The sequence below is a fragment of the Priestia sp. AB genome (genome assembly GCF_028369225.1).
Taxonomy (GTDB): Bacteria; Bacillota; Bacilli; order Bacillales; family Bacillaceae_H; genus Priestia; species Priestia megaterium.
Window position 1 is genome coordinate 1 of the sequence record NZ_JAQMYN010000005.1, and the last position, 15,424, is coordinate 15,424.

The 15,424-nt window shown below is 38.9% G+C and carries 8 protein-coding genes and 1 tRNA gene; 8 read left to right on the plus strand and 1 reads right to left on the minus strand.

The window, feature by feature from the left end:
* The first annotated feature begins 2 nt into the window (after window positions 1–2).
* The 3 genes from POF52_RS16175 to aceA all read left to right on the plus strand — a co-directional run bounded on the left by POF52_RS16175 (window position 3) and on the right by aceA (window position 3,219).
* A tRNA-Glu gene (locus tag POF52_RS16175) sits at window positions 3–74 on the plus strand.
* Window positions 75–283: 209 nt separating this feature from the next.
* Window positions 284–1,543, plus strand: a complete 1,260-nt coding sequence (locus POF52_RS16180) for a M48 family metallopeptidase (protein WP_271993435.1) — start codon at window positions 284–286, stop codon at window positions 1,541–1,543.
* 392 nt (window positions 1,544–1,935) lie between these two features.
* Window positions 1,936–3,219, plus strand: coding sequence for an isocitrate lyase (gene aceA, locus POF52_RS16185; protein ID WP_271993437.1), 1,284 nt, complete (start codon window positions 1,936–1,938; stop codon window positions 3,217–3,219).
* 196 nt (window positions 3,220–3,415) lie between these two features.
* Here the strand turns inward: aceA and POF52_RS16190 are convergent, their stop codons facing one another.
* On the minus strand, window positions 3,416–3,652 hold the full coding sequence (locus tag POF52_RS16190) for an IDEAL domain-containing protein (RefSeq protein ID WP_013055344.1): 237 nt from the start codon (window positions 3,650–3,652) through the stop codon (window positions 3,416–3,418).
* A gap of 176 nt (window positions 3,653–3,828) precedes the next feature.
* On the opposite strand from POF52_RS16190, the gene POF52_RS16195 reads away from it, so the two are divergent.
* The 5 genes from POF52_RS16195 (at window position 3,829) to addA (ending at window position 15,402) form a co-directional block, all read left to right on the plus strand.
* Window positions 3,829–5,808: a S9 family peptidase gene (locus tag POF52_RS16195; RefSeq protein WP_271993444.1), complete on the plus strand. Its 1,980-nt coding sequence runs from the start codon at window positions 3,829–3,831 to the stop codon at window positions 5,806–5,808.
* 162 nt (window positions 5,809–5,970) lie between these two features.
* Window positions 5,971–6,588 carry a TVP38/TMEM64 family protein gene (locus POF52_RS16200; RefSeq protein ID WP_013081701.1) on the plus strand — a complete coding sequence of 206 codons (618 nt, stop codon included), beginning with the start codon at window positions 5,971–5,973 and terminating at the stop codon, window positions 6,586–6,588.
* 580 nt (window positions 6,589–7,168) lie between these two features.
* Window positions 7,169–7,909: a 3-oxoacyl-ACP reductase FabG gene (gene fabG, locus POF52_RS16205; RefSeq protein ID WP_176585142.1), complete on the plus strand. Its 741-nt coding sequence runs from the start codon at window positions 7,169–7,171 to the stop codon at window positions 7,907–7,909.
* A gap of 262 nt (window positions 7,910–8,171) precedes the next feature.
* Window positions 8,172–11,672 carry a helicase-exonuclease AddAB subunit AddB gene (gene addB, locus POF52_RS16210; protein WP_271993447.1) on the plus strand — a complete coding sequence of 1,167 codons (3,501 nt, stop codon included), beginning with the start codon at window positions 8,172–8,174 and terminating at the stop codon, window positions 11,670–11,672.
* Window positions 11,665–15,402: a helicase-exonuclease AddAB subunit AddA gene (gene addA / locus POF52_RS16215; protein ID WP_271993448.1), complete on the plus strand. Its 3,738-nt coding sequence runs from the start codon at window positions 11,665–11,667 to the stop codon at window positions 15,400–15,402. The genes addB and addA overlap by 8 nt, the downstream gene beginning before the upstream one ends.
* Window positions 15,403–15,424: the final 22 nt, after the last annotated feature.

Genomic DNA, 15,424 nt, shown 5'->3' on the forward strand with positions numbered 1-15,424 from the left:
CTGGCCCGTTGGTCAAGCGGTTAAGACACCGCCCTTTCACGGCGGTAACACGGGTTCGAATCCCGTACGGGTCATCTTAAAAGCAGTTTGCATATGCAAACTGCTTTTTTTGTTTGTAAACAGAGTTTATTCTTTTGTCTAAACTTTATTTTCCGTTTTTCTATGATTTCCTCGCCCCAAATTGCATTTCTTATAGCACATCTATAAACGCTTGTTCTAAATTCCGAAAAAAAACCTACAATAGTAATAGCGGCATACTGTTTGTACAAAAGGAGGGGAATGCGTGAAAAAAATTGTTTGGTGGTCCATCGGAGTTTTTCTTGTGTATGGAGCGTGTATTTGGGTGTATTTATTCTATATAAGCGATACCTCTATTCCACAATCATTAAAAGGCACCAGCGTAGACCCGGCTACGTTTATGAATGGACGAGAACTTATGTTAACCGAAAAATATTCAAAAATTAGAGATGCGCTCTTTTTTATCCGAATTCCATATGAGTGGCTAGGGTTTATTTTAATTTTAGTGTTAGGTGTGTCTAAGAAAGTTAATAAGTGGTCTAAAGACGTCAGCCGTTTCAGTCTTCTCCAAACTGCTATTTATGTATTTTGGTTATCCGTTCTGCTGCTGATCTATTCTTTCCCTATGGACTGGATTAGCTATAAGCTTTCAACAGCTTATCATATTACGACGCAACCTTTCCAAGGATGGATGAAAGATCTTTTTACAGATTTTTGGGTAAACTATGCCACCATGTTTTTAGTGATTGCTGTGTTATATGCATTCATTCGTAAGTTTTCAAAAAGATGGTGGCTGTATGCATGGCTAGTATCTATTCCATTTACGCTATTTTTGACGTTTATTCAACCGGTGGTTATCGATCCGTTATATAACGATTTTTATCCATTAAAGAATAAAGAGCTGGAGACGAAAATTTTACATTTAGCAGACGAAGCTCATATACCTGCTAAGCATGTATATGAAGTAAACATGTCTGAAAAAACGAACTCCCTTAATGCATATGTGACGGGAATAGGTTCTAATTCAAGAATTGTGTTATGGGATACCACTCTTAATAAATTAACGGAACGTGAAATTTTGTTTATCATGGCGCATGAAATGGGTCATTATGTAAAGAAACATATTTATGTGGGGATTGCTTCAGCATTAGTTTTATCGATCGTAGGCCTATGGCTAACGAAACATTTAGCCGGCTTTGTGATTAAGAGATGGGGGAAAGCATTAAAAATTACTTCTCTTAGTGATTTAAATTCTTTACCGCTTATTCTACTTATTTTTTCTATTCTTACATTTGCTGTGAGTCCGTTAACAAATATGCAGTCGCGTCATCATGAACTTCAATCTGACACGTACGCTATGAACCTAACAGGAGATAAGCAAGCTGCTATTAAAACGTTTCAGGACTTAACGAAATCAGGACTGTCCCAGGTAAATCCGCCGTATTTAGTGAAGATTTTCCGATATGGTCACCCAACAATACTGGAAAGAATTTCATTTGTTGAGAAGTATGAAAGAAATGAATAAGTGATATAAGAAAAAGTAAAGGATATATGAAGCCTTTTATACGTAGGTATTAATAGAAAAGCCTCCTTGCGAGTAGGAAAAAAATTCTAAAAGGAGGTTTCATTTTCGGAAGTACTGTTATATAATAACGTATGTAAAATAAAAACTGTTTTATAACAATAGGGAGGAATAGTTATTTGTGATTGAAAAGATAGCAGTCTAAATTTTCAGCGTATATTCACCTCAGCTAAGTCTTGCTACATGTCCTTCAACTACTTACTTATTTCATCTACGTTCTTGCTAATATTATGGCAAACTGCTAATTTACTTCATCATGAAACAGACATATTCTAACTGCTGCGTTTTATATTTTTATGAATATAGAATTTTAAATTCATTAGGGGGTATAAAGAATGAAAGACATTCGTGTAAAAAACCTTGAAGAGAACTGGAAAAGCGATGAGCGTTGGAAAGGAATTGAACGTCCATATTCTGCAGAAAAAGTCATTGGGCTAAGAGGGTCCATTGATATTGAACACACGCTTGCTAGAAGAGGAGCCGAAAAGTTCTGGAACTTATTAAAAACAGAGCCATACGTTCATGCATTAGGAGCTTTAACAGGGAATCAAGCAGTACAACAGGTAAAAGCAGGATTAAAAGCAATTTACTTAAGCGGATGGCAAGTAGCTGCAGATGCAAATCTTTCAGGAAACATGTATCCTGATCAAAGTTTATACCCGGCAAACAGCGTGCCGCATGTTGTTAAACGAATCAATCAAGCGCTCCAGCGTGCCGATCAAATTCAGCATTTAGAAGGAGAAGGGGATATCGATTACTTTGCTCCAATTGTAGCAGATGCAGAAGCAGGGTTTGGAGGACAGTTAAATGTATTTGAACTCATGAAAGGAATGATTGAGTCGGGAGCATCTGCCGTACACTTTGAAGATCAATTATCCTCTGAGAAAAAGTGTGGTCATCTCGGCGGCAAGGTATTGCTTCCAACTCAAACCGCTGTGAAAAATTTGATTGCTGCTCGTCTAGCTGCTGATGTAATGGGTGTTCCAACACTTCTGATTGCTCGTACCGATGCTGATGCCGCTGATTTAATTACAAGTGATGTTGATCCTGTAGATCGCCAGTTTATTACAGGTGAACGCACCGCTGAAGGTTTTTATCGTACGAGAGCGGGAATCGATCAAGCTATTGCTCGTGGCTTAGCATATGCTCCGTATGCTGATTTAGTATGGTGTGAGACGTCTGCACCAAACTTGGAACAAGCACAAAAATTTGCAGATGCTATTCATGAAAAATTCCCAGGTAAAATGCTTGCTTATAACTGTTCACCATCTTTCAACTGGAAGAAAAAATTAGATAAGAAAACGATTGAAAAATTCCAAAGAGAAATCGCAAAAATGGGCTACAAGTTCCAATTCGTTACGCTTGCTGGCTTCCACGCTTTAAACCATAGCATGTTTGAGCTGGCACGAGGATATAAAACAAGAGGAATGGCAGCTTATTCAGAGTTACAAGAAAGAGAGTTTGCTAGTGAAGTAAATGGATATACAGCTACAAGACATCAGCGTGAAGTAGGAACGGGTTATTTTGATGAAGTGGCACAAGTAGTTTCTGGTGGGACTTCTTCTACAACAGCTTTAAAAGGTTCCACAGAAGAAGAGCAGTTTCAGACGCATAAATAACAAAAAAATCTATGAGTGGAATGGTCGGTTACGTCCACTCATAGGAAAGATTCTACTAAAAAAGATTCTTACAGATGTAAGAATCTTTTTTTATGTAGTAAACACGATTTAACAGACAGCTGTTCTTCCTGAGAAGAAAGGATCTGCCTGTTAAACGTACATATAAATCATTAACATGAATTAAGTTCTTAAAATATTAAGTAGATGTTTGAAGCAGGGATTGGTACTGTGCTGATAACTCATAAAAAGCAATTTCATCACGTTGATCTAATGCCGTGTTAATGTTTGTTTCTAACAGTTCTTTTTGACGCTTAAAAAGCGATTCATCAATTACCATTTCGATATAAACATCCAACATACTCACAGTATCAATTACTTTTTTCTTGCGAGCGAGGGACTTCATCATTTCCGTGTACGATTTTTCATTGTTCATACCTCATCACCTCTGCACCCTTTTTATTATTATATAGATTAAAAGAAGAAAAAACAACTAATTTTCTAAATTTTTAGATTTTTATTTTTAGAAATGATAAAGTAAGAGGGAAACGCTATTTTCGTTTTTATCGATTGACTATTTGATTTAAAAATGAATCCTTGGGGGCGAAGAAATTGAATGATTTAAAAAAGCGTACGGTAATGATAGAGGATTTGTATGAATTGAAGTCTGTTTATAATCCTCAGATTTCTCCAGATGGAAAAAGTGTAGTTTATACGGTTCGAAAAACGAAGAAAATAGAAAATGCGTATGAAACGCAGCTGTTTATGTTAGATCTTGAAACGAAAGAAACTAAGCAATTAACGTACTACAAAGGAAATAATCATTCTCCCGCCTGGTCCCCGGACGGCAAGTGGATTGCTTTTTTATCCGATCGCAGTCAAGCCGTTCAGCTCTACCTATTAGCAGTGGCAGGAGGAGAAGCAGAAGCACTCACAGATCTTGAAAAAGGCGTTAGTAATCCGGTGTGGTCTCCTTATAGTGACGAAATCATGTTTTCTACAAAAGTAGGAGAAAAAGCTGTAAGAGTTGAACAAAATCATGAATATCCTCAGCCTTACGAAGTGGAGCGTCTATTGTACAAATCCGATGCCAGCGGTTATTTAAAAGGTGAATATGCTCAAGTTGCCGTCGTTAAACTTAAAAACAAAAAAGTGACGTTTTTAACGGATGGACCTTATCATCACTCTGTTGGGTGCTGGTCCCCTGATACAAACTCAATTGTATTTTGCAGCAGCCGAGGAGAGAATCCGGATTTATCATTAACTATGGACGTGTTTATTTTGCATCGCGATACTAAAAAAGTAACATCTATTACAGGAGAAACAGGATATTTTCATCAAGTTTCGTGGTCACCGGATGGGTCATACATAGCATACATTGGAAATGAACGTACATATGGATCAGCTTCAATGAATGACATATACATTTATCAGATCTCTAACCAAAAAACAGCTTGTATCACTGCTGGTATAGACTTAGAAGTAGGAGATATGGTAGCAGGAGATTTGCACTTTGGCAGAACCGCATCGGGAATTATGTGGGGCAGTAATGAAGAATTTTATTTTGTCGTAAGTGAAAAGGGGTCTGTAGGCATATATAAAGGAAATGTGAATGGAAAGTTAGACCCTGTATTTATGGATAATGCTCACGTATATGGGATATCTGTTCTTCCAAATTGTGAGGAAGCTATCGTGGCAATCAGTACATTTACACGTCCCGGAGATCTTTATTCTCTAAATTTAAAAACAGAGGAATTAGTGAAGCTGACAAACGTTAATGACTCATTTTTAAAGCATGTGCAGCTCACACAAGCAGAATCTTTTTACGCGACTTCTACGAACGGTATACATATCCACAGTTGGGTAGTAAAAGCTGCTGCTACCAATGATGTATCTCCAACCATTTTAGAAATCCATGGAGGTCCGCATCTTATGTATGGTCATACATTTATGCTTGAATTCCAAGTACTTGCATCAAAAGGGTTCAATATCCTCTTTTCTAATCCAAGAGGCGGCAGAGGATATGGTCAAGCATTTACAGATGCGGTTCGAGGGGATTACGGAGGCATGGATTATACGGATTTGATGGCAGTGACCGACGAAGCAGTTAAGCGCTACTCTTATATTAATGAAGATAAGCTTGGCGTAACAGGAGGAAGCTACGGAGGGTTTATGACAAACTGGATTGTAGGAAGTACAAATCGATTTAAAGCAGCGGTAACGCAACGGTCTATTTCAAATTGGACAAGTTTTTACGGCGTTAGTGATATTGGCTATTATTTTACCGAATGGGAATTAAAAGCTGATATTTATGAAAATCCGGAAAAACTTTGGAACCACTCGCCGCTTCGTTTAGCGGAGAACGTTAAAACACCGCTGTTAATCTTGCATAGCGAACAGGATTATAGATGTCCAATTGAACAAGCTGAACAGCTTTATGTGGCACTGAAAAGAAAAGACAAGGAAGTAGAATTTATTCGTTTTCCCCAGTCTAATCATGAACTTTCTAGAAGCGGTAAGCCTAATTTACGAACGGCAAGACTAAAATATTTAACAAGCTGGTTTAAACGTTATTTAAAACAGTCTCAGTAAAAAGTGCATGGCTGTTCAACCAAAAATGTGTGTGCAAATAAAGGCTGTATGGCAAACGTAAAAGAACAGGAAAGGTAAAACGCTGTAAAACTTTTGTTTGGTAAAGGAAAGTAGTACAATAAGTGAAAAGTAGCACAGTTGTTTAAATAAGGAGAACATTCGATGGATTTTGAAACATTAAAGCATTATTTGACATTAGACGGCGTCCTCGAGTTATTAAAACAATATCAATCATTTGGAATCATTCCAGGGCTGCTGTTGCCTATTTTAGAAGCGTTCATCCCCATCTTGCCGCTTTTTGCGTTTGTAATGGCCAATGCTGCTGCTTTTGGCTTATGGTTAGGTTTTTTAATTTCATGGGTTGGCAGCTGCGTTGGATCACTGCTTGTCTTTTTGATTTTTAGAAAATATGGACAGGCGAGGTTTTTACATTTCATCAGCCGGCATGCGCAAATTCGAAAGATTATGATTTGGGTAGAAAGACACGGGTTCGGACCGCTGTTTATTATGCTTTGTTTCCCTTTTACCCCGTCTTCGGCAATTAATGTAGTAGCAGGACTATCACGTGTTAGTATGGCTCAGTTTATGCTTGCTGTATTAGCCGGTAAAATGGTGATGATATTTATGATGAGCTTTATTGGGGCCGATTTTGTTTCATTTGTGAAACAGCCTCTAAAAGCAGTACTTGTTTTGGTCATCATTTTTGTTCTATGGCTTGTTGGAAAACAAATTGAACGAAGATTAAATGAAAAATCTAAAGTGAAACAGTATGACAAATAGTTTGTTTATATATAACAAATAGTGATGAAAGACTGCTTTTTAATAGGTAGTCTTTTGTTATACATACAGCCAAAAGGGGTATTGTAAACTATAGAAAAGCCTTTTCTTATAGGGATACAACAGCATTTTTGAAAGGATCTTAAAATTTTTCTTAAAGAAGTTATTTGTCTGTTTATTCGGTTGGCAGAACAATGCATATACAGAGTATCTGTCCAGTAATGAACAAGTTTTTTGTTTATCAATTGTGAGAAATATGCTAAAGTAAAAGAAAAAACTGGGAATAAATTAGACGTCTATTCCTAGTTGCACCTAAGTAATGAACCCTTTGTTTTCTAGAAATATACATGTTTTTTCTCAACATGTATTATCACCTCATGTATTTCAAAACGTTTTCTTAAAAATTATATGAATGATTTTTGAGCTTGGCTACTAAGATGTAAGTAGAGGGATCATTACTAGAAAAGCACCGAATGATCATTAAGACGTGCTTGGCGTCGTTTTGAGGAGGGGAATGCGCTACTAAGATTCAAGCGACTTGCTGATTAATCGTTGTTAGTAAGCGTCTTATAGCGCGGGTGACATGAGATTAAAAGATAAAGTGGCAATTATTACGGGTGCAGCAAATGGATTAGGGTTCGAAGCTTCTCGAATATTCGCACAAGAGGGTGCAAAGGTCGCTATGGTTGACTACGATGCAAAAACTGGAGAAGAACGAGCAGCTCAGCTAAAAGAAGAAGGCGGAGATGTAGCATTTTTTCAAGTGAACGTAGCGGATCGAGAGAGTGTAGATGCAATGGTAGAAGAAGTAGTGAAACACTACTCTAAAATAGATATTTTAATTAACAATGCAGGTATCACCAGAGATGGAATGCTAACCAAATTATCAGTTGAAAATTTTCAAGCAGTAATCAACGTAAACCTTACAGGCGTTTTTCACTGTACACAAGCAGTGGTACCGCATATGATTGCTCAAGGTAAAGGGAAAATTATTAGCACATCTTCGGTATCTGGCGTATATGGAAATGTTGGTCAAACAAACTATGCGGCGACAAAGGCAGGCGTAGTAGGAATGACAAAAACATGGGCTAAAGAGCTGGGACGAAAAGGAATTAATGTAAACGCTGTAGCTCCCGGGTTTATTGAGACGGATATGGTGAAGGCGATGCCAGACAAAATCATTGATCAAATGAAATCCACTATTCCTTTACAAAGATTAGGTCAGCCTTCTGACATTGGTTATGCTTATCTGTATTTAGCATCTGATGAGTCCAACTATATTAACGGTACAACACTTCATGTAGATGGTGGAATCATGATGTAAAAGTAGAAAATAATTCGCTTTTCTAAAACTTTTCAGTGGTCTTTTGACTACTGAAAAGTTTTTTTGTTGCATCCAGCATTTCACATATCGGCAAAGTGGAATTTTGTCTGCAAGTTCAGTAAAATAATAAGGAGAGAGATAGAGAGATTTAGATGATGATCACTATAAAATTTTGACGACTGCGTCACGTGTTTACGTGGCGTTTATCCATTTTGTACTTAAAGAAATGAAAACATAGAGAAAAAAATGAAGGGGTGAAAACGTGGGGCTACAGTTTTTATTAGGACGTTCAGGAAGCGGGAAAACGGAATATCTTTTAAATAGCATGCGCCAAGAGCTGTTAAATGCTCCGCTTGGGCATCCACTTATTTATATTGTACCTGAACAGATGACATTTCAGTCGGAGTATGCGCTTGTTCAAACACCTGGGTTAGAAGGCATGATGCGTGCTCAAGTTTATAGTTTTACACGTCTTGCATGGCGTATCCTGCAAGAAGTGGGAGGTATTAGCCGCTATCATGTGGATCAAACAGGTATTCATATGATGCTTAAAAAAATTATCGAACATCAAAAGGAAGAGCTTCGACTGTTTGCGAATTCTTCAGAACAAGCAGGGTTTATTGAAGAACTAGAAAAAATGGTTAAAGAATTTAAACAGTACACAGTAGATGCCCCGTCTCTCGAAGAGATGAAGAAAAAGCTTCAAGCAGAAGATGAGAAAGTTCTTGCTGATAAATTACATGATTTACATCTCATTTACGGAGAATTAGAAAAACAGCTGATGACGAAATATGTAGATGGGGAAGATTATTTGAAGCTGCTGAGTGAAAAAGTAGCGTCTTCTGCCTACCTTGCTCAAGCAACGATTTATGTGGATGGATTTCATCACTATACTCCTCAAGAATTAACCGTATTAGTAGAGCTGATGAAAGTTTGTAGAGAAGTAAAAATAGCGGTGACTTCTGATTATTCATATCAAGATTTTATTCCAAATGACTTGCACTTGTTTCGATTAACGAGCGAAACGTACCAAGAACTAATGGGCCTTGCGGCTGAAAACGGGATAGAGATTCAAGAGCCAATCGTATTTAACGAACAAAAAAGGCATCAAAACAGTCCAGAGCTTGCCTATTTAGAACGATATTATGATGAACGGCCAACGCCGGAATTTCAGTCAGAGCCCGAGAACATTCAGCTTCTGCCGGCTGTTAGCCGAAGAGCAGAAGTTGAAGGGATTGCAAGAGAAGTGCTTTCACTTGTGCGCGATCGCGGCTATCGCTATCGTGATATTGCCTTGATTGTTAGAAATGCAGAAGACTACCATGACTTGCTTCAAACCATTTTTCAAGATTATGAAATTCCGTACTTTATTGACCAAAAGCGAGCGATGTTTCACCATCCACTCGTTGAATTTGTTCGCTCAGTCTTAGAAGTGGTAAGCGGGTCATGGCGATATGAAACCATCTTTCGAGTAGTGAAAACAGATCTTTTATTTCCTTTGTCATCTGATGTGCACCAGCTTCGCGAAGAGATGGATGAATTAGAAAACTATGTACTTGCTTACGGTATTCAAGGATCTAAGTGGACGAGCAAGGAACCATTTACCTACAGAAAATATCGTTCACTTGAAGACATGAACCTTGGGAAAACGGACGAAGAGCTTGCTTTTGAGCAAAAAATAAATGAATTAAAAAATATGATTGTTCCTCCTATTTATTCGCTTCAGCAAAAATTAAAACAAGGGAAAATAGGAAAAGAAAAAGCAGAAGCGCTCTATCGTTTTTTAACGAATTTAGATATTCCACAAAAGATAGAAGCGCTGCGCAATCGATGTGAAGAAGAAGGAAAGCTTCAGGAAGCCAGAGAGCACGAGCAGGTATGGAAAGCAATTCTTCACTTATTTGATCAGTTTGTTGAAATGATGGGAGAAGAGAAAGTATCGATTTCTTTGTTCGCAGATCTATTTGAGACAGGGCTTGACAGCATGCAGTTTGCACTTGTTCCGCCTGCACTGGATCAAGTGGTTGTGGCAAGTTTTGAGCGTTCGCGTTTATCCGATATCAAAGCAAGCTTTGTGTTAGGTGTAAATGATGGTGTGATTCCAGCTAAACCAAAAAGCGATGGCCTGTTATCTGAGAAGGAGAGAGAGCAGCTGCTTGAATCAGGTTTATTACTTGCGCCAACTGGAAGACAAAAGCTGTTTGACGAACAATTTCTCATTTATTTAGCACTTTCTAGCTCTTCGGAAAAACTTTATGTTTCGTATCCTCTTGCCAATGAGGAAGGGAAGACCATGCTGCCTTCACTCGTTATTAATCGAGTAAAAGAGCTATTTCCGCTCCTGCAGGAAAAGCTGTTAATGACGGAACCTACAGATTTAGAAGAAGAAAAGCAAGTTGATTATATCACAAATCCTTTAACAAGCATCGCGCATTTAGCCAGCCAGCTGCAAGGATGGAAACGCCATTATCCGATGAGTTCCGCTTGGTGGGATGTGTATAATTTTTATGTGGAAAATCCAGATTGGAACTCATACAGTGGGAAAGTACTAAGCAGCTTATTTTATAAAAATGAAGCAAAACGCTTAACAAAGAAAACGAGTCAACGTCTGTATGGAAAGCATATTCAAGCAAGCGTATCGAGAATGGAAAAATTTGAAGCCTGTCCATATGCACATTTTGCTTCTCACGGGCTCAAGCTTAAAGAACGAAAAGTTTTCAAATTGGCGGCTCCTGACATAGGCGAGTTATTTCACGCGGCGTTGAAAATGATTTCAGACGAACTTCGCGGCGGTCAAAAAGAATGGAAGAACTTAACGAGAAAAGACTGTCAGCAGCTTTCTACGGCTGCAGTGCATGAACTTGCTCCGCGCTTGCAAAATGAGATTTTATTGAGCTCGAATCGCCACCACTATTTAACACATAAGCTGCAGCAAATTATTGAACGTGCGTCGCTTGTGTTAAGTGAGCACGCTAAGATGAGCGGCTTTGTTCCTGTTGGATTGGAGCTTGGATTTGGACCTAGTGCAGAGCTGCCTTCTATGCAGTTCACACTGCCAAATGGCCATACGATGGAACTCGTTGGCCGAATTGACAGGGTAGATAAAGCGGAAAGCTCAAAAGGACTTTTACTGCGTATTGTCGACTATAAATCAAGCGATAAAGCATTAAACTTAGTGGAAGTGTACTACGGTTTATCTCTTCAAATTTTAGCTTATTTAGACATAGTCGTGACGTATGCTGAACAGCTTCTTCATGATAATAGAGGAGCATTGCCTGCTGGCGTTCTTTATTTCCACGTTCATAATCCAATGATCAACAGTACTAAAGCATTACAGCCTGATCAAATTGAAGCTGAAATCTTCAAGAAGTTTAAAATGAAGGGACTGCTTGTAGGAGACGAGGAAGCAGTAAGGTTAATGGACGAAACGTTAGAATCAGGGCACTCACAGGTTATATCAGCTGGCATTAAAAAGACAGGGGGCTTTTATTCCAATTCTTCGGTTGCCAGCGAAGAAGATTTTACACATCTCCGTCAGTATGTGCGAGGTAAATTTGTGGAGGCAGGTACAGAGATTACAAATGGGAAAATTGATATTTCGCCTTATAAACTAAAAGATAAAACACCATGTGCGTTTTGTGAATACCGCTCAATTTGTCAGTTCGATGAATCAATGGAAAACAACGAATATCGTCAGCTTAGTACAGAGAGTCAAAGTGTTATTTTAGATAAAATTCGAGAGGAGGCCAAACGAGATGAGTGAAGATATACACGTAAAACCGGCCGACTCCCAGTGGACGGATGATCAGTGGAACGCCATTGTTTCATCCGGTCAAGATATATTAGTAGCCGCGGCGGCTGGCTCAGGAAAAACAGCGGTTTTAGTTGAACGTATTATTAAAAAGATTACGATGGGTGATGAGCCAATCGATGTTGATAGATTACTCGTTGCTACGTTCACAAATGCTTCTGCAGCCGAAATGAGAAATCGAATTGGAGAAGCATTGGAAAAAGAGTTAAAAAAGAATCCATCTTCTTTGCACTTGCGCAGACAGCTTAATTTATTAAACCGTGCGTCGATTTCTACGCTCCATTCTTTTTGTTTAGAAGTCATTCGAACGTATTATTATTTGATCGATGTAGACCCTGGTTTTCGGATTGCAGATGATACGGAAGCGGATCTTCTGCGTGAAGAAGTATTAGAAGAATTGTTTGAAGAACAGTACAGTATTGAACAGAACGAGCGATTCTTTGATTTAATTGATCGTTATACAAGTGACAGAAATGACTTAGATATTCAGCTTATGGTAAGAAAGCTGTATGACTTTGCAAGATCTAACCCTGACCCAAACGGCTGGCTTGAAATGATCGTGAGTCAATATGATGTGACAGAAGACTCTTCTATTGATTCACTTCCGTTTCTATCTTTTCTTTTACAAGAAGTAACAACGCAGCTGATGGGCATTGAGTCGATTTTAAAACAGGGCTTAGAGTTAACAAAGCTGCCAGGAGGGCCTGCTCCTCGCGCCGTTAATGCAGAGGAAGACCTGGCTCAAATTCATCGGCTGATCAGCGCTTCTAAGCATTCTTTTGCTGATTTGCATGAGGAAATGCAGAATTTGAATTTTACTCGTTTAAAGCCATGTAAAGGAGAAGCATACGACTCGCAGCTTTTAGATGATTTCGGAGAGCTTCGCAAAAAAGCTAAAACAAGTCTTGAAAAACTTCATGCTGATTTGTTTTCTAGGCCTTTGCACGGCTACATGGCTGATTTTGAGAAAATGAAACCCGTTATTGAAACGCTAATCTTTTTAGTTCAGCGCTTCGGTGAACGATATGAAAATATGAAAAAAGAGAAAGGGTTAGTGGACTTTTCTGATTTAGAACATTATTGCCTGCAAATCTTGAGTGTAAAAGAAGATGGAGTGCTTAAGCCTTCGTCCATTGCCCAAAAATATCGTACTCAGTTTGAAGAGGTGCTTGTTGACGAATATCAAGATACAAATATGGTTCAAGAAACACTGATTAAATTAGTGACGAGAGATAGTGAAGAACAAGGGAATTTATTTATGGTTGGAGATGTAAAACAATCCATTTACCGCTTTCGTTTAGCGGAGCCATTTTTGTTTTTAACAAAGTACAAGCGCTTTACACAAGATGGTCGCCAGTTCGGAAAACGTATCGATTTGAATAAAAACTTCCGTAGTCGTTCTCAAGTGCTTGATGCTACAAACTTTATTTTTAATCAGCTGATGGATGAAGAAGTAGGAGAAATTGCATATGACGATGATGCTTCTTTAAAATTAGGAGCATCGTATCCAAAAGTGGAAGGAATGGAAACGGAGCTTCTGCTCATTGCAAAAGAAAATGCAGAAGAAGGAGGGGAAGAAGAATCGGATTCTTCTCTCGTCGCTTTTTCAGAAGCAGAGCTTGAAACGGCTCAGTTAGAGGCAAGAGCAATGGCGCGTAAAATCAAAGAACTCGTTCAAAACCGCTTTCAAATATATGATCGCAAGCTCGATATCATGAGAAATGTGACGTATCGTGACTTTGTTATTTTGCTTCGTTCCATGCCTTGGGCTGCGCAGATTATGGATGAATTTAAGCAAGAAGGCGTGCCCATTTATGCCGATTTATCAACAGGTTATTTTGATGCTACTGAAGTGATGATTATGATGTCTTTATTAAAAGTAGTAGATAACCCGCATCAAGACATTCCGTTAGCTTCTGTTCTTCGCTCACCGGTAGTAGGGCTTTCAGATGAAGAGTTAGCTACACTGAGAGCAGAGCAAAAGAAAGGAACGTATTACGATGCGTTAAAAACGTACTTAGCGGTTTCAGATGATGAAGAACTTCGCGATAAAGTAAAGTATTTCTATGAGCAGTTAAAAGCATGGAGAACACAAGCTAGACAAAGCTCTTTGTCAGAACTGGTATGGCAAATTTACCGCGATACGGGTTTCTTTGAATTTGTTGGCGGACTTCCTGGCGGGAAACAGCGTCAAGCCAATTTACGTGCTCTTTACGATCGCGCTCGACAGTACGAGGCAACTTCATTTAGAGGTCTGTTTCGATTTTTACGCTTTATTGAACGCATGCAGGACCGAGGGAACGATTTAGGAGCTGCTCGAGCACTGGGAGAACAAGAAGATGTGGTGCGTTTGATGACGATCCACAGCAGTAAAGGTCTTGAGTTTCCTGTTGTTTTTGTAGCTGGTCTTGCTCGTCAGTTTAACTTAATGGACTTGAATAAAGCATATTTACTCGATAAGGAACTAGGTTTTGGATCTAAATATATTGATCCAAAACTGCGTATTACGTACCCTACTCTTCTTCAGCAGACCATGAAGAAAAAAATGAAAAAAGAAAGCATGGCAGAGGAGATGCGGGTATTATACGTAGCTTTGACGCGTGCGAAAGAAAAACTTATTTTAGTTGGAACAGTAAAAGATGCACCAGAAAAGCTCAGACAATGGAGCTCCGTTATGGCACATGAAGATTGGACGCTTCCAGCTCACGTGAGAAGAGATGCAAAATGTTATTTAGACTGGATTGGACCTTCTTTAATTCGTCACCAAAATGTTAGTCATATGGTTGAAGGAGAGGTCCAGCCGGCTGAGATGATTCATCAGCATGCTTCAAGCTGGAAACTTTCAACGTTATTAGCAGGTGATTTAGCCGAACAGCCTCTTGAAGAGCAGCAGCATCATGAAGAGCTTTTAAACGCTCTTCAAAAGCATGAGCCAGTTTCAGAATCGAGCGATTATAAAGACGAAGTGTATAGACGCTTAAATTGGTCTTATGATTATCGTGTAGCTTCCGTTCATCGTTCGAAGCAATCTGTTTCTGAACTAAAAAGGCAGCAGCAGCTGACGGACGCAGGTGGAAGCGACGATCTCGTTCGGGGATCTAAAGCACCTCTTGAAAATCGTCCGCTGTTTCTTCAAGAGAAATCTCTCACAGGAGCTGAAAGAGGAACAGCTACACATGCCGTTATGCAGCAGCTTCCATTAAATAAAGCTTATACCCTTGAAATGGTTCAAGACTTTATTCAATCAATGGTTACCAAAGAATTATTGACGCAAGAACAAGCGGATGCTGTTGATGCAAATGATGTAGCAGACTTTTTAGACAGTGACATTGCACAAGGTATTCGAACGGCTCGCACGGTTTATAGAGAGATGCCTTTTAGTTTAGGTGTCTCCGCTAAAGAAATCTATGATCATTGGGAGCAGGAAGACGAAACAATTTTAGTGCAAGGTATTATTGATTGTTTGTATGAAACGGAAGAAGGCCTCGTTTTACTTGATTTTAAAACCGATAACATTTCGGATCGTTTTCAAGGGGATTTTGAACGAGCAAAACCATTTCTAATTGACAGATACCGCATTCAGTTAGAGCTTTACGCAAAGGCCATTGAGCGGATTGTAAAACAACCTGTGCAGCATCGCTATCTGTACTTTTTAGATGGTGGACATGCTGTTGAAATATAAAAAAAGAAGAAGGCGATAGTCT

Coding starts and splice junctions, on each gene's coding strand:
- addA (WP_271993448.1), top strand. CDS start 11,665: ATGAGTGAAGATATACACGTAAAACCGGCCGACTCCCAGTGGACGGAT.
- fabG (WP_176585142.1), top strand. CDS start 7,169: ATGAGATTAAAAGATAAAGTGGCAATTATTACGGGTGCAGCAAATGGA.
- aceA (WP_271993437.1), top strand. CDS start 1,936: ATGAAAGACATTCGTGTAAAAAACCTTGAAGAGAACTGGAAAAGCGAT.
- POF52_RS16200 (WP_013081701.1), top strand. CDS start 5,971: ATGGATTTTGAAACATTAAAGCATTATTTGACATTAGACGGCGTCCTC.
- POF52_RS16190 (WP_013055344.1), bottom strand. CDS start 3,652: ATGAACAATGAAAAATCGTACACGGAAATGATGAAGTCCCTCGCTCGC.